Source organism: Micromonospora sp. DT43 (assembly GCF_049841645.1).
In the GTDB taxonomy this organism is placed as follows: domain Bacteria; phylum Actinomycetota; class Actinomycetes; order Mycobacteriales; family Micromonosporaceae; genus Micromonospora.
In genome coordinates, this window is the sequence record NZ_JBNCKR010000011.1 from 14990 (window position 1) to 38677 (window position 23688).

At 71.2% G+C, this 23688-nt stretch carries 25 protein-coding genes; 10 read left to right on the forward strand and 15 right to left on the reverse strand.

Annotated elements, in window-relative coordinates:
- Positions 1 to 19: 19 nt before the first annotated feature.
- Complete coding sequence (locus tag ACLQ26_RS23530) at positions 20 to 670, reverse strand: VOC family protein (RefSeq protein ID WP_425746496.1); 651 nt, start codon at positions 668 to 670, stop codon at positions 20 to 22.
- Positions 671 to 777: 107 nt separating this feature from the next.
- The gene (locus ACLQ26_RS23535) at positions 778 to 2064 is read right to left on the reverse strand and encodes an MFS transporter (protein WP_425746497.1); all 1287 of its coding nucleotides are present in this window, start codon (positions 2062 to 2064) and stop codon (positions 778 to 780) included.
- Positions 2065 to 2443: 379 nt separating this feature from the next.
- Between ACLQ26_RS23535 and ACLQ26_RS23540 the strand changes: the two genes are divergently transcribed.
- Positions 2444 to 2911 carry a hypothetical protein gene (locus tag ACLQ26_RS23540; protein ID WP_425746498.1) on the forward strand — a complete coding sequence of 156 codons (468 nt, stop codon included), beginning with the start codon at positions 2444 to 2446 and terminating at the stop codon, positions 2909 to 2911.
- Here ACLQ26_RS23540 and ACLQ26_RS23545 read toward each other — a convergent pair.
- Positions 2900 to 3403 carry a hypothetical protein gene (locus ACLQ26_RS23545; RefSeq protein ID WP_425746499.1) on the reverse strand — a complete coding sequence of 168 codons (504 nt, stop codon included), beginning with the start codon at positions 3401 to 3403 and terminating at the stop codon, positions 2900 to 2902. The two genes, ACLQ26_RS23540 and ACLQ26_RS23545, sit on opposite strands and share 12 nt — an antisense overlap.
- Positions 3400 to 3870 carry a DUF6082 family protein gene (locus tag ACLQ26_RS23550; RefSeq protein WP_425746690.1) on the reverse strand — a complete coding sequence of 157 codons (471 nt, stop codon included), beginning with the start codon at positions 3868 to 3870 and terminating at the stop codon, positions 3400 to 3402. Before ACLQ26_RS23550 ends, ACLQ26_RS23545 begins: the two co-directional genes overlap by 4 nt.
- Positions 3871 to 3986: 116 nt before the next feature.
- On the opposite strand from ACLQ26_RS23550, the gene ACLQ26_RS23555 reads away from it, so the two are divergent.
- Complete coding sequence (locus ACLQ26_RS23555; RefSeq protein WP_425746500.1) at positions 3987 to 4427, forward strand: VOC family protein; 441 nt, start codon at positions 3987 to 3989, stop codon at positions 4425 to 4427.
- Positions 4428 to 4430: 3 nt separating this feature from the next.
- Here the strand turns inward: ACLQ26_RS23555 and ACLQ26_RS23560 are convergent, their stop codons facing one another.
- Positions 4431 to 4925 (reverse strand): GNAT family N-acetyltransferase, encoded by a 495-nt coding sequence (locus tag ACLQ26_RS23560; protein WP_425746501.1) that lies wholly within the window; start codon positions 4923 to 4925, stop codon positions 4431 to 4433.
- A 76-nt stretch (positions 4926 to 5001) separates the two neighbouring features.
- Between ACLQ26_RS23560 and ACLQ26_RS23565 the strand changes: the two genes are divergently transcribed.
- Positions 5002 to 5430 (forward strand): VOC family protein, encoded by a 429-nt coding sequence (locus tag ACLQ26_RS23565; protein WP_425746502.1) that lies wholly within the window; start codon positions 5002 to 5004, stop codon positions 5428 to 5430.
- Positions 5431 to 5722: 292 nt separating this feature from the next.
- Positions 5723 to 6307 (forward strand): hypothetical protein, encoded by a 585-nt coding sequence (locus ACLQ26_RS23570; RefSeq protein WP_425746503.1) that lies wholly within the window; start codon positions 5723 to 5725, stop codon positions 6305 to 6307.
- Between the two features lie 112 nt (positions 6308 to 6419).
- Here the strand turns inward: ACLQ26_RS23570 and ACLQ26_RS23575 are convergent, their stop codons facing one another.
- The gene (locus ACLQ26_RS23575; protein WP_425746504.1) at positions 6420 to 9677 is read right to left on the reverse strand and encodes a S8 family peptidase; all 3258 of its coding nucleotides are present in this window, start codon (positions 9675 to 9677) and stop codon (positions 6420 to 6422) included.
- A 182-nt stretch (positions 9678 to 9859) separates the two neighbouring features.
- Between ACLQ26_RS23575 and ACLQ26_RS23580 the strand changes: the two genes are divergently transcribed.
- Positions 9860 to 10360: a SigE family RNA polymerase sigma factor gene (locus tag ACLQ26_RS23580; protein WP_358100990.1), complete on the forward strand. Its 501-nt coding sequence runs from the start codon at positions 9860 to 9862 to the stop codon at positions 10358 to 10360.
- Positions 10353 to 11072 (forward strand): hypothetical protein, encoded by a 720-nt coding sequence (locus tag ACLQ26_RS23585; protein WP_425746505.1) that lies wholly within the window; start codon positions 10353 to 10355, stop codon positions 11070 to 11072. Before ACLQ26_RS23580 ends, ACLQ26_RS23585 begins: the two co-directional genes overlap by 8 nt.
- A gap of 59 nt (positions 11073 to 11131) precedes the next feature.
- Here ACLQ26_RS23585 and ACLQ26_RS23590 read toward each other — a convergent pair whose 3' ends face one another.
- Complete coding sequence (locus ACLQ26_RS23590; RefSeq protein WP_425746506.1) at positions 11132 to 11851, reverse strand: SDR family oxidoreductase; 720 nt, start codon at positions 11849 to 11851, stop codon at positions 11132 to 11134.
- 144 nt (positions 11852 to 11995) lie between these two features.
- Between ACLQ26_RS23590 and ACLQ26_RS23595 the strand changes: the two genes are divergently transcribed.
- Both ACLQ26_RS23595 and ACLQ26_RS23600 read left to right on the forward strand, forming a co-directional pair.
- A complete protein-coding gene (locus tag ACLQ26_RS23595) occupies positions 11996 to 12895 on the forward strand; it encodes a LysR family transcriptional regulator (RefSeq protein ID WP_425746507.1) in 900 nt (299 codons plus the stop codon).
- A gap of 13 nt (positions 12896 to 12908) precedes the next feature.
- The gene (locus ACLQ26_RS23600) at positions 12909 to 13352 is read left to right on the forward strand and encodes a GNAT family N-acetyltransferase (protein ID WP_425746508.1); all 444 of its coding nucleotides are present in this window, start codon (positions 12909 to 12911) and stop codon (positions 13350 to 13352) included.
- Here the strand turns inward: ACLQ26_RS23600 and ACLQ26_RS23605 are convergent.
- From ACLQ26_RS23605 to ACLQ26_RS23620, 4 genes are all read right to left on the reverse strand, one after another.
- Entirely contained in the window at positions 13349 to 14257 is a 909-nt protein-coding gene (locus ACLQ26_RS23605) for an NAD-dependent epimerase/dehydratase family protein (RefSeq protein WP_425746509.1), read from the reverse strand. The genes ACLQ26_RS23600 and ACLQ26_RS23605 overlap by 4 nt on opposite strands.
- 49 nt (positions 14258 to 14306) lie before the next feature.
- Positions 14307 to 15344: a trypsin-like serine peptidase gene (locus tag ACLQ26_RS23610; protein ID WP_425746510.1), complete on the reverse strand. Its 1038-nt coding sequence runs from the start codon at positions 15342 to 15344 to the stop codon at positions 14307 to 14309.
- Between the two features lie 267 nt (positions 15345 to 15611).
- Positions 15612 to 18446 carry a PQQ-dependent sugar dehydrogenase gene (locus tag ACLQ26_RS23615; RefSeq protein ID WP_425746511.1) on the reverse strand — a complete coding sequence of 945 codons (2835 nt, stop codon included), beginning with the start codon at positions 18444 to 18446 and terminating at the stop codon, positions 15612 to 15614.
- Between the two features lie 86 nt (positions 18447 to 18532).
- Positions 18533 to 19804: a ThuA domain-containing protein gene (locus ACLQ26_RS23620; RefSeq protein ID WP_425746512.1), complete on the reverse strand. Its 1272-nt coding sequence runs from the start codon at positions 19802 to 19804 to the stop codon at positions 18533 to 18535.
- A 334-nt stretch (positions 19805 to 20138) separates the two neighbouring features.
- Between ACLQ26_RS23620 and ACLQ26_RS23625 the strand changes: the two genes are divergently transcribed.
- The gene (locus tag ACLQ26_RS23625) at positions 20139 to 20486 is read left to right on the forward strand and encodes a hypothetical protein (RefSeq protein WP_425746513.1); all 348 of its coding nucleotides are present in this window, start codon (positions 20139 to 20141) and stop codon (positions 20484 to 20486) included.
- A 24-nt stretch (positions 20487 to 20510) separates the two neighbouring features.
- On the opposite strand, the gene ACLQ26_RS23630 is transcribed toward ACLQ26_RS23625, so the two are convergent.
- Together ACLQ26_RS23630 and ACLQ26_RS23635 are read right to left on the reverse strand one after the other, a co-directional pair.
- A complete protein-coding gene (locus tag ACLQ26_RS23630; protein WP_363689482.1) occupies positions 20511 to 21239 on the reverse strand; it encodes an alpha/beta fold hydrolase in 729 nt (242 codons plus the stop codon).
- Between the two features lie 121 nt (positions 21240 to 21360).
- On the reverse strand, positions 21361 to 22104 hold the full coding sequence (locus tag ACLQ26_RS23635; RefSeq protein WP_425746514.1) for an SAM-dependent methyltransferase: 744 nt from the start codon (positions 22102 to 22104) through the stop codon (positions 21361 to 21363).
- A 105-nt stretch (positions 22105 to 22209) separates the two neighbouring features.
- Here ACLQ26_RS23635 and mug point away from each other — a divergent pair, with 105 nt between their 5' ends.
- Positions 22210 to 22803 (forward strand): G/U mismatch-specific DNA glycosylase, encoded by a 594-nt coding sequence (gene mug / locus ACLQ26_RS23640; RefSeq protein ID WP_425746515.1) that lies wholly within the window; start codon positions 22210 to 22212, stop codon positions 22801 to 22803.
- On the opposite strand, the gene ACLQ26_RS23645 is transcribed toward mug, so the two are convergent.
- Positions 22800 to 23312 carry an SRPBCC family protein gene (locus ACLQ26_RS23645; RefSeq protein ID WP_425746516.1) on the reverse strand — a complete coding sequence of 171 codons (513 nt, stop codon included), beginning with the start codon at positions 23310 to 23312 and terminating at the stop codon, positions 22800 to 22802. The genes mug and ACLQ26_RS23645 overlap by 4 nt on opposite strands.
- On the reverse strand, positions 23309 to 23671 hold the full coding sequence (locus ACLQ26_RS23650) for an ArsR/SmtB family transcription factor (RefSeq protein WP_425746517.1): 363 nt from the start codon (positions 23669 to 23671) through the stop codon (positions 23309 to 23311). The genes ACLQ26_RS23645 and ACLQ26_RS23650 overlap by 4 nt, the downstream gene beginning before the upstream one ends.
- Positions 23672 to 23688 lie beyond the last annotated feature (17 nt).

Genomic DNA, 23688 nt, shown 5'->3' on the forward strand with positions numbered 1-23688 from the left:
GGACCACGATGGCCGCGGTTCAGACCGTCCCGGACGTTCCGGCATCGCGGCCGACCCAGGTGGCGATGCACACCTCGTTGCCCTCGGCGTCGGCCAGCACCCACCACATCGGCGCGTACGCGTCGGATACCAACCGGCCGCCGGCGGCCAGGGCGGCGGCGATGCGCGCCTCGGCCTGGTCGTGCGGGACGGCGACATCGAGATGCATGCGGTTGCGGTGCGAGCGCGGTAGGTCCATCTGCTGCAACCCGAAGCCGGGGCCGCGGCGCGACGGGTCGTAGAGGTAGTCGTCGCCGATCGGGGAGTAGCCGAGTACCGCACGCCAGAACGGCAGCACGTCCGCGCCGACGAGCGCGTCGAGCGTGACGTTGATGACCTGCACGGCGGTCGGATCGGCGGAGAGCCCCCGGTCCTGCGCGGCCGCCGAGATCCGCCGGGCCAGCCCGGCATCGCGCCGGGACAGGGACACCGTGACACCGGCGTTGCGCAGGTCGATGGTCAGAATCCGCTGCTCGGCCTCGTCGGCGAGCCTGCCGATCTCATCGACGAGAGCGATGCCGTCCGTCAGCGAGCGAGTGGGGAAGTGGGCAGAGACCAGGTGGTACAGAGAGCGCCAGTCCTCGACACCCTCGGCGGCGTGAAACTCCCTGGCCGTGATCTGCCGAGTCATGCCGGCGAACCTAACATCGCACGCCCCGACCGGAGTCCGGACGCCCACTGCCGGGACGTGGAACCTGTCCTGGTTGCTCCTGGGACGGCGTCGGCCGGCTCGCGGCCCTAGGTTCCGCTGGCGACGAGCGCGGCCTCCGCTGACTCTGGGCGCGTTCGCTCGCCCCATCGGACGACCGCTGGCACGGCGAGCCCTACGGCGACGAAGATGCCGCCCATCAGCAGCCAGCCGGGAGCCCCCCAGGCGATGCAGAGCAGGCCCAGTATGGAAGGGGCGGCGACGTTGGCCAGGCCCGTGCCGAGCCCGGATACTCCCGTGTACTGCCCCTGCGCGTGCGCGGGGGCGAGTCGGAACTGCAGCTCGAGTGACCCCGCTGCGTGCCACAACTCGCCGATGGTGTGCGCGGCGACCCCCAGCGTTATCACCGTGACGGCGAGCCATCCGGGCATCGTCGACGTGGCGGCGATCAGGGCCATCCCGATCAGGAACGCCAAGCCGGAGCGGCGCATTGCCCGACCCGCCGCTGGGCTGGTGTCGATTCCCCGGCTCGCTCTGACCTGAAGCGCCGCCACGAGGGCGGTGTTGACCAGCACGGCCACCCCGACGAACCAGCGCGGCGCCTGCGTCTGCGAGATGATCCACACCGGCAGCGCGAAGACCAGTACCTGGCCCTGAATTCCCAGGATGGCGTCGAGCACGGTGACCGCCAGGAAGGGCTTGTCCCTCAGTGCGATCCAGCGCCCGGTCATCCGGGGCACTGGAACAGGCGGCAGCGAGGGCAGCCGGGTGATGATGGCGGCGCATGCCACGAAGCTGATGGCGTTGCCGACGACCAGGGCGAGGTAGGCCGCGCGGGTGTCCAGTTGCACCGCAGCGCCGGCGGCGAGGGCGCCGCAACATCCGGCAAGGTTGGCGACCGAACGCAGATAGGCCCGGTACCGGGCCAGATGCGTGCCGGCGAAGCCACGCACCAGCGGACCGCGAGACGCCCCGCCGGCCGAGTGGGCGAACTGGGTCAGACTCACCAGGACGACGAAGAGCCAGAATGAGTGCACGAATGCCAGAGCGGCCATGGTGGCGGCTCGAACGATCAGCGTCAGCAGGTAGATCTCGCGCGGCCCCCGCCGATCGGCGAGATGCCCCACCGGGACTCCGGCGAGCATTCCGACCAGCGCTGCTATGCCCATGCCCAGGGCGACCTGCGCAAGGGGCAGCCCGACGGACCGGGTGAAGAAGAGCACGGCACTGGCCATGAAGATGCCACTTCCGAGCATGTTGACGAAGGTCGCGAAGGCCAGCACGCGACGAGGACCGCTCGCGGGAATGAGTCCTCGGGCAACCAGCCACGAGCTGTCGGGCGGCGGGGTGGAGATGGGCGATGTCGCTGCCTGCACGTGACGAACCTTCCGTCGGGGATCATGGGCTCGTGGCAGGGCTGCAACCTGCCCGAGAGCTCCTACTCGAGGCTGGTCAACCGCTAGCTCACCCAGTGCTTGACCGACCGGAGCGGCGAGAAGTGGAAGGCCGCCGTGCCGCTGTGGTCCAGCCGAGTGTCCAGGCACCCGCGGGCCGCGCGGTAATCACGTTCGTGGGCATTGGGCGAACGTAGCCACCGCCGCTGACGTGCGCAGTCGGTTGTCCGCCCGATACCGATCGCGCACAATCGCTGTTAGGTTATCTATCGTGGGAAGCGCTCCGCCGGCAGCGCGATGACGGCTCTCGCGCGGTAGTCAGGTGGGCTCGTAGGATCTGCTGATGATCGAGCCTGCGCCGGTGACCCGGTCGTCGTTGCGTCGCATTTCGCCGATCGCGGCGCCGATGCCGTTGGCGGTGCTTCCGGCCCGGACCTGGTCCGACGAGCAGTGGAAACGGATCACGCTCGGTTACCGGGCCCGCGACATGGACGAGAAGTGGAACGTGTTCGTTGAGGACGAGGTTGCGTTCCTGCATCGCAGCTGGACCGGCAATGGCATCTACGAAGCGTCCTTCTCGCCCGTACCCGGCGATGGCTGGCGTATCTCCACCGTGGTGGTGGAGTCCGATCCGTCGCGTTACCGCCGCCGTTCGGACCAGTACGACCGCCTGCTGGTCGAGTTGGTGCTCAGCGGAATCGTGCTCGGTGAGCCCGTCGTTGATCTACGGGCCGAGCTGGTAGCGCTGACAACGCAGGGGTCTGGCCGCACCGACCTGCCCGCAGGCGTCATCGAACACAGCGCGCTCGGGCTGAGGTCACCCCAGTAGCCGACAAGGGTTTGCCCGACCCCGTCCACGGTGAGCGCTCAACTGTGTCTTCGGCCCGACCTGGGTGACGGCAGCGGAGGCGATGCTTCCGAGCAGGGCGCCGAGCGCGGCGAACAGGATGCCGTCCCAGGGCTGCGGTAACGACCCCTGCGACAGCACGGCAGCAGCAAGAGCCGCTGGCAACGCCGTCAGCACCGCTGCGCCGAGGGCCCACCCCGAATGGCGATCGTCCTTGTGGTGCAGGAAGCCCAACGCGGTGAGGATCGCGAGCATCCCATCGGAGTAGAACCACGACAGGGCCAGGACGAGGACAGCTCCCATGGTCAGGCCATGGGCCGATCGCTGGAGAGCGGCGCCCAGCGACACGATACCCTGCTGAGCCGGATCCCCTCCGCTGCTCAGGTCATCGGCCGTGCTTGCCACCGCGCCGGTAAGCGGGTCACCCATGAGATGGCGGCACACCGGCCACTCGGCCCTACTGGCCACGTTCACGCCAGTGTGCTTCTCGGCTCCGATCCAGCTTGGGCAACCTGTTCGGAAAGTGCGGCCCGGTATGCCTCGTCTACTATCCGTGCGAACAGACGTTCCCGAATCCGAAAGGACGGCTCCAGATAGGCTTCGCGCGAGCTCTTCCAGAAGTTGCGAATCTTGTCGCTCTCGAATTTGCGCTTCATCTCAGAGCGAAGTTCCGGTTCGGTGATGGTGCCGAGGTCGAAGGCCGTCAGTAGGTAGGCGAACACCAGGTTCGTATATGCGCGCAGGCGAGCCTCGGCGGCAGGGGTTTCTTCCCGGTAGCCCCACGCGGCCAACAGATCTGGATCCTCGAGCGCCGGTTTAACAAGTTCAAGGCGCATCGTCCGTGAAGCCTGTACCTGACTGATCCGCGTCTGCTTTCGTTGCATGAGCAGCGAAAGAGCTACGCCAGCGAGTGCGATCACTGAGATCCCGACGGAGCTGATGGCTGCGACGCGCTCAAGCGAGAGCCGGACACCACCCCGTGTCGAGAACGCGTCGGTGGCTTCGTCTCAGGGGAGGATGCGACCACGGAGGCCGCAGCAGAGCGAGGAGATTCGGCATGGCGATCCAGCGGATGGACAACGTCCTCATCGTTGTCAACGACCTTGACGCGGTCGTCGCGTTCTTCGTCGAACTCGGCATGGAGGTGGAGGGCAGGGGGCCGGTCGAGGGACGGTGGGTGGAGCGCGTCATCGGCCTCGACGACGTCCGCCAGGAGGTCGCGATGCTGCGGACCCCGGACGGTCACGGCAAGGTCGAGCTGGCGATGTTCCACACGCCGAAGGCGATCAGCCACGAGCCGGAGAACGCCCCGACGAACACCCTGGGGGTTCGCCGGATCATGTTCGCGGTCGACGACATCGAGGACGTCGTCACCCGGCTGCGTGCCCACGGGGCCGAACTCGTCGGGGAGGTGGAGCGGTACGAGGACATCTTCCTGCTCTGCTACCTGCGCGGCCCGGAGGGCATCGTCGTCGGGTTGGCCCAGCAGCTCACCTGAGCGTCAGGCCCCGATCTCGGCGACCATCGTGTCCGCGTCCGTGAATGACTCGACAGTGCGGAACCCCTCGGCGGCATAGAGGCGGGCGGCCGCGTTGGCCCGCTCGACGCTCAGTGACACGGTACGGATGCCGCGTTCCCGTGCGCTGTCCAGGACGGCGCGCAGCAGTGCCCGGCCCACACCCCGACCCCGCCAGGCGTCCACCACGCCGATTGTCAACTCGGGCACGTCGTCACTGACGTACCCGTATCCGGGATCTTCGGCGGTGAGGTAGCGGAACCAGGCCGCGCCGACAGGCCGACCGGCCGGGTCCACCGCGACCACGCCGAGGTCGGTGGGCCGCATCCACCCCGCCACGTAGTGGGCCAGCGCGCGATCCGTCAGGATCCGCTCGCGAGGCCAACTGCGTTCGGGCAGCCAGTTCACGGCCTCGACGAGCATGTCCACCAGGAAGTCGGCGTCGGCCGGGGTGGCCGCGCGGATGGCGAAGTCGGTCACCGTGCCAGCCTCGCACAGGCGAGCGGATGCGAGAGGCGGCCGGCGCCACCACAATGGGCGCCGGAGGTGATCGAGGATGGTCGACCAGGAGAGCGTGCCCAAGCTGTGCCAGGTGGTGCTCGACTGCACCGACGCCCGGTCGCTGGCGGAGTTCTACCGGCAGCTGCTGGGTTTGGTCTACCGGCCCGGCGACGAGCCGCCAGCGCCGGGGCAGGACGATCAGCGCGGGCGCGACTGGCTGGTGCTCAGGACTCCCGAGGGCGCGTCCCGGATGGCGTTTCAACAGGTGGATCACCTGCCGGAGACGACCTGGCCGGACAACACGGTGCCCCAGCAACTGCACCTGGACCTGACCGTGGAATCGGTCGAGGAGCTGCTCGTCCAGCACGAGCGGGTCCTGCGCCTCGGTGGTCGGTTGCGCTACGACCGCATCGACGACCGCGACGAGCCACTGCGGGTGTACGCCGACCTGGCCGGCCACCCCTTCTGCGTGTTCGTCGGCTGAGCGACACCGCCTGCGCGGCGTGAGCGCCGAGCGCAGTGAGCCCGGCAAGCGCCGGCAGCGCACGGGGGTCGGTCGGTCTGGAGAGGCATATACCTGTGAGTCATAAGTATGACTCACAGGTATACCGCTCAACGGCGATACCGCCCCCGGCTCACAGCGGTGGGTGACGGCCGTCGTCCACGACCTGCGCGCCAGCAGGCGGGAACGTGGCGCTGAGAGCGAACATGCGGTACGCCGGAGCGTGCGGTCCCTACGATGTCCGAAGAGGTGGCCGCTGTGAACGGGGATGACCATGCCGGAACCGCGCGCTTTCTGGGTCGACGAGCACTTCGACCGGGAGCACGGCGTCGACGACCGCGGCCGGTACGAGGCCGAGGTGCTGAGACGGATCGACGAGTTCACCGCCAGTTGGGACGACATCGCGCCGGTGAGCTTCGCGGCTACCGCGTGGCGCATCGCCTGTGAGTTGGAACCGGGCTACGTCCGCTGGCATCGGCGGATCCTGTCGGCGTCCTGCACGCGCAGCCCGTGGGACGGGGGCATGGTCTGCGCGGTGACGGTGATCTCCCGCTGGCCGGCGGAGCTGACCTGGACGAAGCAGTGGCAACGCGACAGGGGTTGGCAGGACTGGCCGCAGATGTTCGGCCAGTACACGACCCCGTCCGAGCAGGACGTGACGCGCCGCCCGCACCTGCGGGCGCTGCTGCAGGTGGAGGCGCCGGTTCCGCTCGGGGAACTGCCGCCGGCGCCCGCCGGGCCGCAGGATCAGGTGGTGTCCGCTGCGCGCAGGGCGGTCACGGTGCTGTCCCGGGAGCTCAACGACCTGCTCGCCCCGATGATCGGCCAGCTCGAGGCCGGGGTCCCGGCCGACTCCTGAAGGCCGCCGACAGCGACGCCGTCGAGGGCGACGCCGCCGACAGCGAACGCGGAGGCCGGCGACACGACCAGGGAGTCCGGGGCGACGGCAGGCCGCCCCGGACTCCACAGGCTCACACGGTCCGGTAGGCCCGCAGCACCGTCTGCGTCACCGTGTTGCCGGCGGTGTCGGTGGCCGTGACGCGCAGCGACACGAAACCGGCCCGCCGTGGGTGAGCGACGAGCGCGACGCCGCGCACCACCGGCAGCGCGATCCACGTCCTGCCGTCGTCGAACGAGGCGGAGACGCCGAGCTTCCGGTTGGGCGCGGCCGACGAGCCGGCCTGCCGGTCCAGGCCGACCGGGATCGCCATGACCCGCCCCGCCCGGGCGGTGTTGGTGTCGTCGAGCGTCGGCGTCGGCCGGGCTGTGGTCAGGGGCAGCCGCTGCGGCGCCGAGGTGTGCGCCGAGGTGAACGTCCAGGCCACCGACACCGACGTCGACAGGGTGTCCGGGGCGCCGCGCCCGGCGATGGCCTCCAGCCGGTAGTCGGCCTTGCCGGCGGGCACCGTGAACTCCGCCCACGGGCTGTCCGACGTGCCGATCCGCGTGCCGTTGCGGAACAGTCGGACCTCGACCGGCAGGTCGTCGCGGTTGGCGGGGCGGCCGGTCGCGTCACCGAACAGCGGCAGCCCGGCGATCGAGATGGTGTCGCCGTCGCGGCCCGCGTACCCCAGGGGGTTCAGGGCTGGCACCTGGGCCACCGACGGGCCGAACGGGGCCGCGTTCCAGGTCTGGGTGTACGCCCGTCCCGGTTGGAAGGTCGACTCCTGGATGGTGGAGTTGTCGCCCTCGACGAACGTGGACGTCCAGGTGAGGCCACCGTCGGTGTTGTAGTACTCGGTGCCGTGGAACGGCAGGTCGATGGGCGTGTTCGACCCGATCGGGCCGGATCCGCCAGGTGCCGCCGCGCGGTGGAACCGGACGGCCGTCGCCGTGGTGGACTGGCGGCGGTAGGTCGCGGTGACGGTGGCGAGGTTCTTCGACGTCAGCTTCGTCGACAGTCCGGTGAACATGTCGCCCTGGCGGACGTAGGCGAGGTCGTACGTGTAAGGGCTGTTGCGGAAGGTCCCGTCCCGGCCGGGGCGGGCGAGTCCGACGCCGAGCGTCGCGGCGAACTCGGGGGCGGCGACGGCGGGCCCGATCCGGCCGAAGAACACGTCCGTGAACGACACACCGCTGAGCTGCACGCCCGGGTAGCGGAAGCCGTCGTCCCAGTTGGCGCTCACGTTGATCGCGGTGGGCGCGGCGTCGCGCTGCGGCACGGTCAGTGCGACGGGCTTGGCGGTACGGGCGTCGACGGCCTCGGTGACCGGGCCGTGGACATCGAGGACCGGCTGGACGAGCAGCGTCGAGGCGTCGCCCTCGTGGATGGTGCTGTAGAGCGCGTAGCGGCCCACGGGCAGCCGCAGGGTGCCGCCGCCGGGCTCGGAGGTGAGGGTGCTGAACTCCCCGGTGGCGAGGTTCGCCGCCACTGTCGTGTACTCGGTCGCCGGCTTGCCGTCCCGGCCGGTGTGGGGGAGCGCGACGTCGTAGCTCTCGATCTCGCGGTTGAGGGCGAACGGCGTGCGTACCCGCAGGTCACCGGCGCCGGTGGCGACGACCGCGCCCTGGTAGACGCCGTCGGCGGCGTCCACGCGGGTGTCCACGGTGATCGTGGCCTCGGCCCGGCCGCCGGCCGGTACGACAAGCGTGGTCGGGCTGACGGTGAGCATGCCGGCCGGCGCGGGGGCGACGCTAAGCGACAGGGTGACCGGTGCGGCGCCGGTGTTGCGGTAGCCGACGACCCGGGTGACGGGGGTGTCGTCGGCGTGCGGCCAGCGCTGGACCGGGAAGTCGATGGCGGCCACGTCGGCGGCGATCGGCTGGGTGACCGCGCGGGCGATGTCGACCCGGCCGGCGCCCTGCTCGTAGAGGGTGTCCGCGCCGGTCGGCTTGGCCGAGTCCATGAGCGCGGCCTTGAGCTGCGCTCCGGTCCAGTCCGGGTGCTGGCCGGCGAGGATCGCGGCGCTGCCCGCCACGTGCGGGGTGGCCATCGACGTGCCCGCCATGGTGGCGTAGTCGCCGCCGGGGGCGGCCGCGACGATGTCGACGCCCGGCGCGCTGATCTCGGGCTTGATGTGGTTGTCGCCGACGCGCGGGCCTCGGCTGGAGAAGTACGCCCGCTGGTCGTCGGCGTCGACGGCCGCGACGGCGAGCGCGTCGTCGGCGGACGCCGGCGAGGACACGGACTTCGGCTTGCCCTCGTTGCCGGCGGCGACCACGAACAGCGTGCCGTACCGGTGGCTGAGGTCCTGCACCGCCGTCTCCAGGGGGTCGAGGCCGGGCGCGTCGTCGCCGCCCACGCTCAGGTTGACCACCCGGGTCTGCGGGGCGAGCCACTGCATGCCGGTGATGATGTCCGAGTCCTGGCACTCGGTGGTGGCGCAGACCTTGCCGACGAGCAGCTTCGCGCCCGGCGCGACACCCCGGTACCGGCCGCCGGAGGCGGCGCCGCTGCCCATGATCGTCGACGCCACGTGGGTGCCGTGGCCGACCGCGTCGGAGGGGTCGTCGCCGCCGGTGAAGTCGCGGACCTCGGTGAGGTGCCCGGCGAAGTCGGGGTGGGCGGCGTCGATGCCGGTGTCCAGCACGCCGACGGTGACGCCGGTGCCGTCGAAGCCGGCCTGCCAGGCGGTCGGGGCGCCGATCTGCGGGACGCTGCGGTCGAGCGTCACCCGCCGTTTGCCGTCGAGCCAGATGGCGCTGACCCCGTCGGTAAGGGTGCGGGCCATCGACGTGCCCCGGGTGAGCGACGACCACAGCGTCACCCGGTCGTCGCGGCCCGCCCGTACCGCGAGGGCGTGGGCGGCGGGCAGGTCGGCCCGCACCCGCCCGTCGCCCCCGACGGTCGCGGTCCGCGCCCCCGCCGCGTTCTTCCCGGGGTACGCGACAAGCAGCGGCAGGTCGGCCGCCCGGTCGTCGTAGCCGAACCCGGCCAGCGTGGTGAGGTCGAACAGCCGCCGGTCGAGCCGCCCGTCGCGCAGCAGCGGCAGGGCGTCCACCGGGACGACGAACTGGTGGCCGCCCTCCCGGCTGGTCACGAAGCGCATCGCGGTCCGCCCCGGCCCCCGCTCGATCGCCGGGCGCCCGGCCCCGTCGACGGACACCCGGTCGCCGGTGATCAGCGTGAAGGTGCCGGGCGTGCCGGGCGTGCCGGGCGTGCCGGGCGTGCCGGAGACGGTGGCCGCGGGCCGCACCTGCGCGCTCGCCGGGTGGGCCGCCAGCCCCGCCGCGACAAGTGCTGCCGCGAGCACCCGGGCCGTCAGGGCGCGTCGTTGACGTCGTCGCACATCGTCCTCTCCGCCACGGGCGTCTCCCGGGACGGCACGATGACGTCTGGGCTCCCCACCCGGTTGATCTCTGCTGGTGTGACCGTGATCACAAACCGACCGGGGTGGCCGTCGGCCGGGTCGGCGCGGCGAGTTGCATGCGCGGTGACCAGGGGAACGAGGCTTCGGAAGGCGCAGGTCGGATGCGTGACGCTGAGGAGTTCGACGCCCTCTACGCCGCCTGCGCCGGGCGGATCGTGGGTCACGTCTACGCGCTGACCGGCAACCGCAGCGAGGCCGAGGACGCCGTCGCGGAGGCGTTCATGCGGGCCTGGCAGCGCTGGCACACCGTCCGGGAGGCGGACAGCCCGGAGGCGTGGGTCCGCGCGGTCGCCTCCCGGGCGGCGGTGAGCAGTTGGCGCAAGACGTTCAACCGGATCCGCGCCCACCACCGGGCCGCCGTCGACCAGAGCGTGCCCGGCCTCAGCGAGGACCACGTCGCGCTGATCCAGGCGTTGCAACGGCTCAGCGCCAACGAGCGCCGCGCCGTCGTGCTGCACCACCTGAACGACCTCAGCGTCGCCGAGGTGGCAGCCGAGATGCGGGCCCCCGTCGGGACCGTCAAGACGTACCTCGCCCGTGGTCGCCGGGCGATGGCCGGGTTGCTGACCGAGGTGAACCAGGAGGGGACCTCCCATGCCTGATCCGCACGACGACCTGCGGGCGATCGTCGACGAGGTCCGACGCGTCACGACCCTGCCCCCCGCAGGGGCGCTGCGCGGGCGCAGCGACAGGCGGCGTCGACGCCGGGCGGCGGTCACCGGCGTGGGCCTGGCCGTGCTGGTCGCGGCCGTCGGGACCGCAGCTCTGCGGGTACGCGCCGACGTCCCGACACCGACCGTGGGCCCGGCGGGCGTGGTGTCGCCGTCGCTCCTCGCCCCGACCCAGGCCGTCCCGAGCCAGACGGCACCGGCGGGGCCGCAGGACATCCTCGGTGGTCGCCGGCAGGTCCGGATCGTGGTTCCCGGCCTGGGTGGGGCGGCGCTGGCGAGCGGCCCCGACGACGACCGGGTGCGGGCCACCGCCGGGGCGGGCGTCGACGAGCGCGCGTTGTGGGTCCTGCGGCCCGCGGGGAAGGCGTTCCGGATCGTGGCGGCCACCCCGGCCGGCGCCGGCCAGGTCTGCATGACAGTCGTGCACGACGCCGCGCCGGGCAGCGTCCGTGCCCGCGCCTGCGAGCCGACCGCGGCGACGCAGCTCTTCACCATCGACCGGGTCGCCGACGGCAGCTACTCGATCCTGCAGGGCAGGCGCTACGTGCAGGTCGTCGATGGCACGTTCGCCCTCGTTCCCGACCTGCCGGAGGCCCTGACCACCACCTACGAGTTCGAGGACCGGGGCCCGTCGGGCTCCTGACCGCCGCCGGCCGGCAGGTGGTGCGACACCGCTGCGTGATCGGCTCTGCAGGCTCGGGCTCAGGAGACCAGGGTGCCGCCGTCGATGGTCACCACCGTGCCGGTGGCGTAGGTCGCCCGCAGCAGGTAGACGAACGCCTCGGCGACCTCCTCCGGCTCGCCCACCCGGCCGAGCGGCAGCGACTCGCTGAGCTGGGCGTACATCTGCTCTCGGGTCTCCTCGGCCAGCGAGTCCCACAGCGGCGAGCGGATCACGCCCGCCGAGACGGCATTGACTCGGATCGGGGCGAGTTCGACGGCGAGCGCGCGGACCAGGGCGTCGATCGCCCCGGTGATGCTGGACGGCACCGACCAGCCGGCGCTCGGCCGGTGGTTGGCGGTGCCGGTGGTGAGGGTGATCGACCCACCTGGCCGCAGGTACGGCAGTGCCGCGTTGACCGCGGACAGGGCGCCGAAGTACCGCAGGTCGAAGGCGGTACGAGCGGTGGCGAGGTCGAGGGCGTCAACGGACATCAGCGCGAGCGGCTCACCGGCGGTGTAGACGAGGTGGTCGAACGGGCCGAGGCCCTGGAACAGTCGGGCCACGTCGCCGGGGTCGGTCAGGTCGGCCACGTGCCCCTGGGTGCCGGCCGGCAGGGTAGCCAGGGCGCGGTCCACGCTGCGCTGGTTCCGGGAGGCGACCACGACCTGGGCGCCCTCGCGGGCGGCCCGGGTGGCCGTGGCCAGCCCGATTCCCGAGGTCCCGCCGAGTACGACGACACGCTTGTCGCTGAGGTTCATGATCGTGTCCTTCCGGATCTGTGGTGGAGACGGTTCCCACCATGCGCCGGTTGCCGCGCCCACGTCCAAGACCTCTTTCACCTGCTGTGATACCCATCGGGTATCATGGATACGGCCCGATGGCGGGACCGGACGGGGGACCGGATGGATGTCGATCTGCGCAAGCTGCGCTACTTCGTGGCGGTCGCCGAGGAACTGCACTTCGGGCGGGCCGCCGCGCGGCTGCACATCGCCCAACCGGTCCTGTCGCGCCAGATCCGGGTCTTCGAGCAGGAGTTGCGCGCCGAGCTTTTCGTCCGGGACCGTCGCTCCACCGTGCTGACCGAGGCAGGCCGTCAACTGTTGACCGACGCTCGTCCGCTGCTCGCCTCGGCCGAGGCACTGCATCGGCGGGTGCAACGGGCCGCCCACGGCAGGTCGACGTTCACCATCGCGTTCATGCCCGGCATCATCGTCACTGCCGAGGCTCGCGCGATCGCCGAGCGGCACCCCGACCTGTCCGTCGATGTCGTCCGCACCTCCGTGACCGACCAGGCCGACGTGGTACGCGAGGGGCGCGCCGACGTCAGCTACGTCCGGCTTCCGATCGACCAGCGCGGCCTGAGCCTGCGCCCCCTGTTCACCGAACCCCGGGTCGTGGTCCTGCCTCGGGAGCATCGCCTGGCCGGCAAGGAGTCGGTCGGGCTTGCCGAGCTGGTCGGGGAACGGCTTCTCCAGGACCCGGACGTGGTGCCCGAGTGGCGGGACCTGCCGAACCGTCCGAGCGACAGCGATCCCCGTCCCCGGCCCGTGCTGTCGTCCGTCGAGGAGAAGCTGGAACACGTCGCCGCGCACGCGGGAATGGTGATCCTGCCGCTGTCGATCGCGACGTTCTACACCAGACCGGATGTCGCCCACGTGCCCGTCGGCGACCTCGGGCACAACCAGGTGTGCCTGGCGTGGGCCGAGGACAATCGCTCGCCGCTGGTGCGGGAGTTCGTCGACATCGCCGCGCGGCAGGCCCGGGCGGCCGACCGCACGTCCCCCAGTGGGGACGGCCGCTGACTACGCTCGGCGCATGTTCCGTGCGGCTCGGCCCGATGACTTCGCGCAGATCATCCGCCTCTACCGGCAACTGAACCCGGACGATCCGGTGCTGGACAACGGCGCCGACGAGGCGGCCTTCCACCGCATCCTGGGGGCACCGGGGCTGCACCTGTTCGTCCTCGAAGCCGACGGGGTCGTCGTCGCCACGACCTACCTCAACGTGATTCCGAACCTCAGCCGGTCGGCTTCGCCGTACGCCGTCGTCGAGAACGTCGTCGTCGAGGAAGCACGGCGCGGCACCGGCCTGGGTCGGCAGATCATGGCCGGGACTCTCCAGGCGGCCTGGGACGCCGGCTGCTACAAGGCGATGCTGATGACCGGCTCGCGCGACGCGGCGACCCACGCCTTCTACCGCGCGTGCGGGTTCTCGGCCGACGTCAAGACCGCGTACCTCGCGCGCCCGCCGGCAGCCTAGGCGGGGAAGGTCTCGCGCAGCGCGGAGTCCAGTGACCGGCCGGTCGTCGGCTCGACGAACAGGTCGGCGAGCAGCAGGTCCGCGAGGTGGGCGGGGTTGATGCCCGACTCCTTGCCCCCGAGGCTCTGCAACCCGCCGCCGAGTCGGAGGGCGGCCTTCGCCGCGCCGGCCGGCAGTCGGGCGACCCGGCGGCGTCGGCCGACCGCCTCGGCGATGCGGCCGAGCATGTCGTGCCACGTGAGGTTCTCGTCGGCGACCGGGATGTCCGCGCCACTGGCCTGCTCCAGAGCGTCCGCCGTGACCTCGGCGACGCTGCGCGCCGAGGCCGCGGCGCTCCCGCCGGTCGGGGCCACCAGAGGGGTACGGGAGCGAGCCCACCGGTCCAGCGGCCCGGCCCAGTTCGGCAGCCGGTCGCCGGAACGACCGAAGACGAAGGGCAGTTCGAGGACGGCTATCGGCAGATCCGGGCCGGCCGCCGCGCGTCCCTCCCGGGCCTGCTCGACCCGGCACCTGATGTACGTGTGCCGCTCGGCGAGCCGCCACTGCGGATGCCGCCTGTCGAAGTAGGTGTAGTACGAGCCCATGACGACACCGCGGGTGAGGCCCTCCAGGCGGGCGGCGGTGAACAGGCGTACCACCGGATCCACGTTGTCGCGGCGGAACTGCGGATAGATCGGCTTGGGCAGCGGGCGCTGCTCGTCGGTGCGGGTGGCGTACACGACGCCGTCGTGACCGGCGAGCAGCGGCCGCAGCTCCTCGATCGGGGCGGACCCCACATCGAGCAGGTGGTCGACCCCCGGCTGGGCGGTGCGTGCCACGGTGGTGGTGGCATGGCCACGCTCGCGCAGCACGTCCACGACACGAGCGCCGATCAGGCCACTGCCACCCACCACGAGAATTCGCACGGTGCATCGTCCAGTCTGGACCCCGGTGCGTGTCAAGCCATGGCGCCGGTCACTGCTTGTTCTTCGCGACGTTGTAGATGTCCAGGACGTCGTCGTCGAAGTAGGGGCCGTACATGTTGCCGGAGTACTTGTACGACATCACCGAGTTGACGTACCCGAACCGGAGGGTGTTGTCCCAGGCGCGCAGGAACGGGCCTCCGCTGGAGCCGTGGTTGAGTGGGCAGTCCTTCAGCTTGACCCGCTGCGCCCCGGCGGCCTTGATGCCGCCCTGGGCGTAGTACTGGGACTGCCCGTCGTAGGGGGCCTCGCCGGGGTAGCCGAGCAGCAGCGCCGTGAGCGTCTTGGACTTGTTGACGCTGAGCCCCTGCCCGCCGGTGACGTGCACGAGCCGGTCGCCGTTGCGGGGGTGCATGGTGACGAACGCGAAGTCCCACCAGAGGTAACCCCAGTCGACCCAGCCCTCGACCGAGGTGAACTCCTTGGCGAACCAGAGGCCGTGCAGCGCCACACCGTCGGTGAACTCCGGGGCGTACGCCCAGTTGTCGAACCAGACCGACCCGCCGTCACCGGGATGGACACAGTGCCCGGCGGTGGACACCATGTTGGCCTGCGGATTGTTGATGGTGCCGCCGGAGCAGAAGAAGTCCTCGTCGTTGTGGGTGAAGAAGACGCGTCCCACACCGGGTGAGGCGTTCACCGACAGGGTCCCCTGGCTGGCGCCCCGCGCGGCCGCGCTCAGCCCGGCCGCCGGGGAGCGTGGGGGTGCCGGCGTCGCCACGTCTCGTGCGGGGCCGATGCGGCCGGGTCGGTCGGTGGCCTCCCCGTCGAAGGTGTCGACCCCGTCGGGCATGGGGGCGGGGCGTGCCGCGCGCATGCGCTCGGGCGTCCAGTAGGCACTGCCCGCCGACGCCGCGGTGTCCGCGTCGGTCGACACCCGCCCGTGGATGGTGGCACGCGCCTCGGCCACGCTCGCCGAGGCGCTCGGCGCGTCCGCCGCCGAGGCACCCGCACGGGCCGGCGTCGGTACGACGGCGAGGGTGGCCACCAGCATGATGCCCACCGGGACGAATCCGAGTTTCCTGCGCACGGGACCCCCTGAGGTTGGCGGTCGGAGTCACTACGCTCCGACGTCGCACCGCCAACGCTAGGGTCGGCCGGCCGATCCACAGTGGTCCTGTCGTCTACGTTCGGTGACGGTTGCCTGACTGCGGAACGGGCTCCGCCGTGTATGAGAATTCTTCACTACCGCCTGTGCGGACTGGCCAGAAAGGAGCCGGGGCGGACGGTGTGCACCGTCCGCCCCGAACTCCCGCCGTTTCACGGCCCGGCCGCCGACCAGGCCGGGTAGCGCCGTCTAGCTGCTGGTCAGGATGAACCTTTCCCAGGATCCGACAGACGTGCGGTTGGCGATCAACGCACTCGCCCCGGAGTTCTCGGCGGCCACGATCTGGTTGTTGGCAAGTGCCCGCAGCGCGACCGTCCCGTCCGAGTTGTTGATGACCTGGAAGGTCTCCCACGGGCCGATCGTCGTACGGTTCGCGATCAACGGACTGGTGCCCGTGTTGTCAGCGCAGACGTACAGTCCGTTGGCGCGCGAGCGCAGGGCGATGTTGCCGTTGCCCGCGTCCACCCGGTCGTACTGCTCGGTCGTCGAGACGCTCGCCTTGTTGGCGATCAGCGGGTTGCTGCCGACGGCCGACACGTACTGGTTGTTGACCTGTGCCCGCAGCGTGATCCCCCCGGTGGGTGGGGTGGTCGTGCCTGTGGTGAAGGTGAACGCGTCCAGGTCGAACAGGTTGCCCGAGCCGCCCTTGAACACCAGGTACAGCGTGGTCGACGCGGTCGGCGGGTTGCTGATGGCGGTGGAGACGTCGACGAAGGTCTCCCAGTTACCGGTCACCGGCACGGTGGCGGTGCCCAGCAGGGTGCCGGTGGCGGACCCGGTACGGACCTCGATGGTGCCGCCCGCGCCGGCCGAGGAGACCCGTGCCGTGAACCGGGTCGCGTTGGCCAGGTTGTACGGCTGGTACGAGATCCAGTCGTTGTTCTCGATGAACCCGGCCGTCCGGCCACCCTCGGCGTTGGTGTGGTCGGTCGCCTGCACACCGGACTGGGCGGTGAAGTGCTCACCCTGGCGGTGCTTCGGCTGGAGCGTCTTGATGCTGTGCGTGGTGAGCCCACCGTTGTCGGTGTAGGCCGCGTCGAAGACCCCGTAGATGTTGGCCGCGGAGTCGTGCTCCCCGTCGGTCGGGACGGTGATGGAGCCGCTGCACCCGTTCTTCGAGGTGATCTGGTGCGCGTGGCTGTCGTGGCCCAGCGCGTAGGTCAGGCTCACCTTGGAGCAGTCGATCGTGCCGTCCTGCGGGTCGCTCACGCTGATCTGGTACGACACCGTGTCACCGAAGCTGAACAGCTGCCCGTCGGCGGGCGTGGTCAGCGTCACCGTCGGCGCGGTGTTGCCCACGGTGACGACCAGGCTCGCCGTGCCGGACAGGCCGGTCGGGTCGGTGACCTTCAGCGTGGGGGAGTAGGTGCCGTCGGTGGTGTACGTCTTCGTGGGGTTGGCCGCCGTCGACGTGGTGCCGTCGCCGAACGTCCACAGGTAGCTCAGCGCGCCACCCTCCGGGTCCGAGCTGCCGGCCGACGAGAAGTTGACGGTCAGCGGGTTCGACCCCGAGGTCGGGTTGGCCGAGGCGACCGCGATCGGGTTGCGGTTGCCGCCGCCGATGTACTCGATGCGGAAGAGCGCCTGGTTGTTCGAGCCGGTGCCGTAGTCCAGCACGTAGAGCGCGCCGTCCGGGCCGAAGGCCATGTCCATGACCTGCGTGCCGCTCCACGGGAAGCTGGAGATCTCCCCGCGCGAGCCGTCGGAGTTGACCTTGATCGGCTTGATCCAACGGCGGCCGTACTCGCCGGCGAAGAACTGGCCGTCCAGCGACTGCGGGAACTTGATGCTGGAGTTGAGCGAGGCGTTGTACCGGTACACCGGGCCGCCCATCGGCGACTCCGAGCCGCTGCCGAACTCCGAGGGCGACCCGGAGTCGCCGGCGTACTTGATCCAGGCCGGCTTCGCCGCGGGAAGCGTGCCGAGACCGGTGTTGCGGAACGAGTTGTTCGTAGGCCCGCCGGTGCAGTTGTACTTGGACTGCGACGGCCCGGACGGGAAGGTGTATTCGTTGTATGTTTCGGCGCTGGTGTTGCTGCCGGTGCAGTACGGCCAGCCGAAGTTGCCCGGTGCCGCGATGCGGTTGAACTCCACCTGACCCTGCGGACCGCGGCTGGAGTTGGTGCTCCCCGCGTCGGGGCCGTAGTCACCGAGGTAGACCACGCCTGTCGCCTTGTCGACGCTCATCCGGAACGGGTTGCGCAGACCCATCGCGTAGATCTCCGGACGGGTGTTGGCCGTGCCGGGCGCGAACAGGTTGCCGGACGGGATCGTGTACGTGCCGTCCGCCTGCGGCTTGATCCGCAGCACCTTGCCCCGCAGGTCGTTGGTGTTGCCCGCCGAGCGCTGGGCGTCGAACTGCGGGTTGCGGTTGGTGCGCTCGTCCAGCGGCGCGTACCCGGACGACTCGAACGGGTTGGTGTCGTCGCCCGTGGTCAGGTACAGGTTGCCGGCACCGTCGAAGTCCAGGTCACCACCGACGTGGCAGCACTGTCCACGGTCGTTGGCGACCTGGAGCACGATCTTCTCGCTGCTCAGGTTCACCGTGTCGTCGGAGTTGAGGGTGAACCGCGACAGCCGCAGGTGCCCCTTCCACCGGTCCCAGTCCGACTGCGAGCCCGTGGTCGGCGCATCCCCGGACGGGGTGCTCAACGTGGGCGAGTAGTACAGGTAGATCCACCGGTTGGTGGCGAAGTTGGGGTCGACGGCGACGCCCTGCAACCCCTCCTCGTCGTGCGTGTAGACGGACAGGGTGCCGGAGACCTTGGTGTTGCCCGCCACGTCGGTGACCCGCAGCACGCCGTTGCGGGCGGTGTGCAGCACCGAGCGGTTGGGCAGGACGGCCAGGGACATGGCCTCACCCAGCTCTGCCGAGCCGGTGGCGAGTTTGACCTGCTGATAGTCGGAGGCCGGGATGACCGCCGCCTGAGCGGTGGAGGGCGCGGCCACGGCCAGGGCCACACTCGCGGCGGTGGTGACCGCTGCGACGAGTGCCCGGGACCAGCGCCGGGGGTTCGAAAGCATGATCGTCCTTTCTCGACGACCAGGGCCGGGCGTGCGGGGGCGCACCACGGCCAGGTGGGGGTGGTGAAGAGCGCGTCGAGACGCGATCAGTTGGTGGTGACGAGGTCGAACTTCTCCCACTGACCGATGGAGGTCCGGTTGGCGATCAGCGGGGAGGCGCCAGCGTTGTCGGCCGCGACGTAACGGTTGTTCACCGTGGCCCGCAGGCTCACCGTGCCGTCGGAGTTACGGACGAGCTGGAACGTCTCCCAGGCGCCGGCGCTGGCCCGGTTGGCGATCAGCGCGGAGGCCCCGGAGTTCTCCGCCGCGACGAACTGCCCGTTGCTCTTGGCGCGCAGCGCGACGTTGCCGTTGGCGAGGTTGACCAGTTCGAACCGCTCACTGGTCCCCACGGAGGTCTTGTTGGCGATCAGCGGGGTGCTGGCGTTGGGCGCGCTCACGTACTGGTTGTTGGCGCGGGCCTTCAGCGTGGAACCGACGGCGGCGGGCGGCGGGGTGGTCGGCGGGGCCGTCGTCGGCGGGGGAGTGGTCGGCGGGGCAGTGGTCGGCGGGGCCGTGGTCGGCGGCGGGGTCGTCGGGTTCGTCGACCCCGGCGAGCAGTTGGCGCTGACCGAACCCGCGGCGACCTGTAGGCCACCGAGCAGCATCCGGGTGAAGTTCGGGTCGGTGTACGACGCCTCGGTGTGCCCGAGGCCCGTGTACCACGCCCGGCCGCTGCCGACCGTCTTGCACCAGGTGATCGGGTGGTCGCCGTTCATGTTGCCGCCGCTGTAGGACGACTCGTCGAGGCTGGCCAGGACCCGCACGGTGGACCGGGGGTTGGTGCGGTAGTTGTACCACTCGTCGGAGCGGGACCAGGTGCTGGGCAGGTGCGCGGTCGACGGGTTGGTCCGGTCCTCGATCTTCACGGTCGCGGTCTGGATCGCCGGGTGCGAGTCGAACCACGCCCCGACGAGCTGGCCGTACCACGGCCAGCTGTACTCGGTGTCGGCGGCGGCGTGCACGCCGACGTACCCACCACCGGCGGCGATGTACGACTCGAAGGCCGTCTGCTGGCTGGAGTTGAGGACGTCGCCGGTCGTCGACATGAAGACCACCGCCTGGTACTGGGCCAGGTTCGAGGTGGTGAACTGGCCGGCGTCCTCGGTGGCGGTCACGCTGAAGCCGTTGGCGGAGCCGAGCTGCTGGATCGCGGCGATGCCGTTGGGAATGGCCGAGTGGCGGAAGCCGGCGGTCTTGCTGAACACCAGGACCTTGGTCAGCGGTGCCGCCGAGGCGGTGGTCGGCAGTGCGACCAGACCGGCCATCAGCACGGCCAGGCCGGTGACGAGGGCCAGTAAACGGGGACGGGAACGCATGGTCTTGCTCCTCTGCTGAGCGTCGACCCCGAAGGTGTGCACGAGGGCACGCCCGGAGCCACGGTGGCGGTGGTGCGGAAGCCGGGCCGCCGATGCTCGGCTGAGATGGTGCGGTGATGTGGTGGTGTGGTGCGGTGATGTGATGCGGTGGTGAACGTGCGAATGGTCAGCCGATGACCCCGACCACCCTCAGTGGACGGTCGCCGCGCATCGACTCGCATCGCTGACGCAGTAAACCTCCGATGTCTGCGCCCCGTCAAGCCCACCCGCTCCGGCCAGGGACGCGCCGTCGCACGGTCAGCGCTGGCGTCGGGGCGGGACGTAGGGTCGCCCTATGTCCACCGACGAAGATCGCGAGCGCCTCGCCGGGCACCTCGCGGCGCTGCCGGTCCGTGAGCTGGTCGACGTCCTGCGGCGTGTCCTACCGCACTTCGAGCAGGAGGCGTACGGCATGCGAACGGTGCTGACCCTGGCCAACGTGACCTGGTACGAGGACGATGTCGACCCCGGCCTCGATGTCGAGCTGGTCGCCTGGCCCGATCCCGACCACTACGGCGGGGAGCTGGGCCCGGACCAGGGTCTGTGGGAGAACGGCCGGTGCCGACGCTGCGACGTCGAGGTCACCTCGAACGCCAAGCGCGCGCACTGCCCGTACTGCGGCACCGTGTGCGCCCTGACCTGACGGTGGGCGCCGGCGTCGTGGTGGTCAGCTCCGGCTGTCCGCAGCGGGACCGCGGGTGCCCGTGGTCGCCATGAGGATGAGGTCGGCGATCGTCTCGGGGTGCGTGACCATGGCGAGGTGCGAGGAGTCGACCTCGATCGTCGTCGCGTTCATCCGTTCGGCCAGGAACCGCTCCAGCTCCGGCGCGGTGGTCCGGTCCGCCGTGGAGACGGAGTAGTAGCAGGGGCGGTTCCGCCAGGCCGCGACAGTCGTCCGGCCCGCGAACAGGTCCCCGGCGATCGGCCCCTGAACGGCGTAGAGGGAACGCGCACGGGTCGCCTCGACGCCGCCCGCGAAGTCGTCGAGGAAGGCCTTCTCGCTGAGCTGCGCGAAGCCGTCGTCGTGCACGAGCCCGGCGTTCGCCGGCGGGGTGGGGAACCGTGCCGCGAGCGCTGTGAAGTCCTCTCCGGCGTCCGGCGCGCGGGCGGCGACGTACACCAGGGCGGTGACCGTGGGATGGTTGCCGGCCTCGCTGATGACCGTCCCCGCCCAGGAGTGGCCCACCAGCACCGTCGGCCCGTCCTGCCGGTCGAGAGCGCGGTTGGTGGCCGCCACGTCGTCGGCCAGGGAGGTCAGCGGGTTCTGCACCGCGGTGACCGTCAACCCGGCCCTTTGCAGGAGAGGAATGACGTCGGACCAGGAGGAGCCGTCGGCGTAGGCGCCGTGCACCAGGACGACGTTGCTGACGGGCCCGGTCGGGGTCGTGCCGCTCATCCGCACCTCCGCACGCCACGACGCCGTGCCACCGCCCGGCCGTCGACGACAGTTCTCGTCAGCACTCTTCCCCACCCCGGCAGGGTCGGGGGGCCGAACGGACGGGCTTCCGCCGGAGGGGTCAGCGACCGAGGACGAGGTACGCGAGGCCGAGAACGCCGCGGTAGCCGCTTACGTACTGGTGCAGCCGGTCGTCGAGCTCCGCGCGGACCTCTGCCGCGCGGGGATCCTCCGGGTACGTCAACAGCCACTCCTGCCGGCCCGCGAGCCAGGTCGACTCGAAGTCGTCCCACTCGCGCTGGTCGGCGGTGCTCAGGTGCAGCAGCCGCCATCCCCGCTCGCGCGCGGCCTCGACGAGCCCCGCGAGATCGGTGACCTCCGTGCCGAAGATCTCCTCGGCCTCCGTGGTGGGGTCGCGCTGCCAGTACGCCTCGCCGAACAGCAGTCGCCCACCGGGCCGGACCACTGTCGCGAGCGCGTCGAGGGCCGCCCCGGTGCCGCCGAAGGCGTGCGCCGAGCCGATGCACAGGACCCGGTCGGCCGGCTCGTGCCAGGCCGCCGCCTCGCCCATCACGAAGGCGACGTGCCGGTTCAGCGACCTCTCGCTGGCGAGCCGGCGACCGCGGGCGAGCGCGGCCTCGTCGGTGTCCACACCGACACCCCTCGTCGCGACCGGACCGGTCACGCCGCCGGCGGCGACGGCGCGGAGCAGCAGTTCTCCCCAACCGCAGCCCAGGTCGAGCACGCGCGCGCCGGGCCCGACGTCGAGTCGTCGCAGCAGCAGGGCCGCGTGCTCCTCCGACAGCGGCGTGTTCCAGCGCATCCGCGCGTACCGGCTGGTGGCGAGGTGGTCGGTGCTGTGCATCCGTTCAGGGTCTCAAGCCGTGATCACCGGCGTGCACCGGGTGGGGCGCGTTCGTGTTGCGCGCACGTCGGGACGGGCGTCGGGGCGTACGGCAGGATCGGTGGTGTGGACGCGGGCGCGGCGCAGCCCTGGCGGCCGCCGACCCGCCACGAGGTCGCGGCCGCGGCCGGTCGCGGCCTGGTGGACGTGATCGGCCCCGGCCTGCGGGTGCTCTTCTGCGGCTTCAACCCGGGCCTCTACTCGGCGGCGGTGGGGGAGCACTTCGCCCGCCGGGGCAGCCGCTTCTGGCCGGCCCTGCACGGCGCCGGCTTCACCGACCGGGAGTTGCGCCCGTGGGAGCGCGCCGAGCTGCTGCGCCAGGGACTGGGCATCACCAGCCTGAGCAACCGTGCCACCGCCCGCGCCGACGAGCTGACCAGCGCCGAGCTGGTGGCAGGCGTGACCGGGCTGGCGGTCAAGGCCGAGCGTCACCGGCCACGGTGGGTGGCGATTCTCGGGGTGACCGCGTACCGGATCGCGTTCGTCCGGCCGAAGGCCGGGCTGGGCCCGCAGCCGGAGCGGCTCGGCCCGGCCCGGGTCTGGGTGCTGCCCAACCCCAGCGGCCTGAACGCGCACTTCCCGCTGCCGGCCTTGACGGCCGAGTTCGCCGCGCTGCGCCGGGAGGCCGGCCCCACGACGGGGCGCGAGGCCGGCCGCTAGGCGTGCGGCGCGGCCTCGGCGACCAGCCCCTCGTAGTAGGGCTGCATGGCGGGGTGGTACTCGTCGAACTGCGGTCGGGGTGAGCCGTCCCGGGCGGCGACGAACATGTCCAGGTAGTACTCCCAGCCGGCACCCATCTCGGCGATGCCCTCCACGCTGTCGAGGTGTTGCACGAAGCGCAACTCGGTGCTGCCGTCGGTCTCGGTCAGCGCGAACTCCAGCAGCCAGGTGCCGTAGCTGTCGGTCGTCGACACGGCGAGGCGCCGCCGCGGCTCGCACGCGTCGATGTGGACGTCGCACCAGGGCTGCTCCTCCTCGTACGCCATCTGGACCCGGATGGTCCGGTCGGGCCCGGCATCGCCCTCCCACGGACCGAACCAGCGGGCCGTGCGCTCCGACTCGGTCAGGCTCGCCCACACGTCCGCCGCCGGGGCGCGGAACGTGCGGGTGAGGACGAGGTCGTGGCCGGTGGCGGTGCGAAACAGGCGTCCAGCGGGTGTACGGGTCATGCGACATGCTCCGTTCGATGCTCTGCCGGGCCGCGGGCGCGGCGTTCCCGGCGGGTTCGATGGACCTCGGTCTCCAGCGCGTCGAGGCGCTGCTCCCACTTCTGCGGTGCGGTGAACTCGGCGACCCAGTCGGCCAGCGCGGCGAGTGGGTCGGGGTCGAGCCGGTAGATCCTGCGACGGCCGACCACCTCGTCGCGGACCAGTCCGCTCTCCCGCAACACCCGCAGGTGGCGGCTGACGGCGGGTCGGCTGATGGCGAACCGCTGGGCGATCTCGCCGGCGGCCAGCGGCGCGTCGCGCAGCATGGTCAGGATGCGCCGCCGCACCGGGTCCGCGATCGCGGTGACCACCTCGTCCACACCGGAAGCGTAACCCA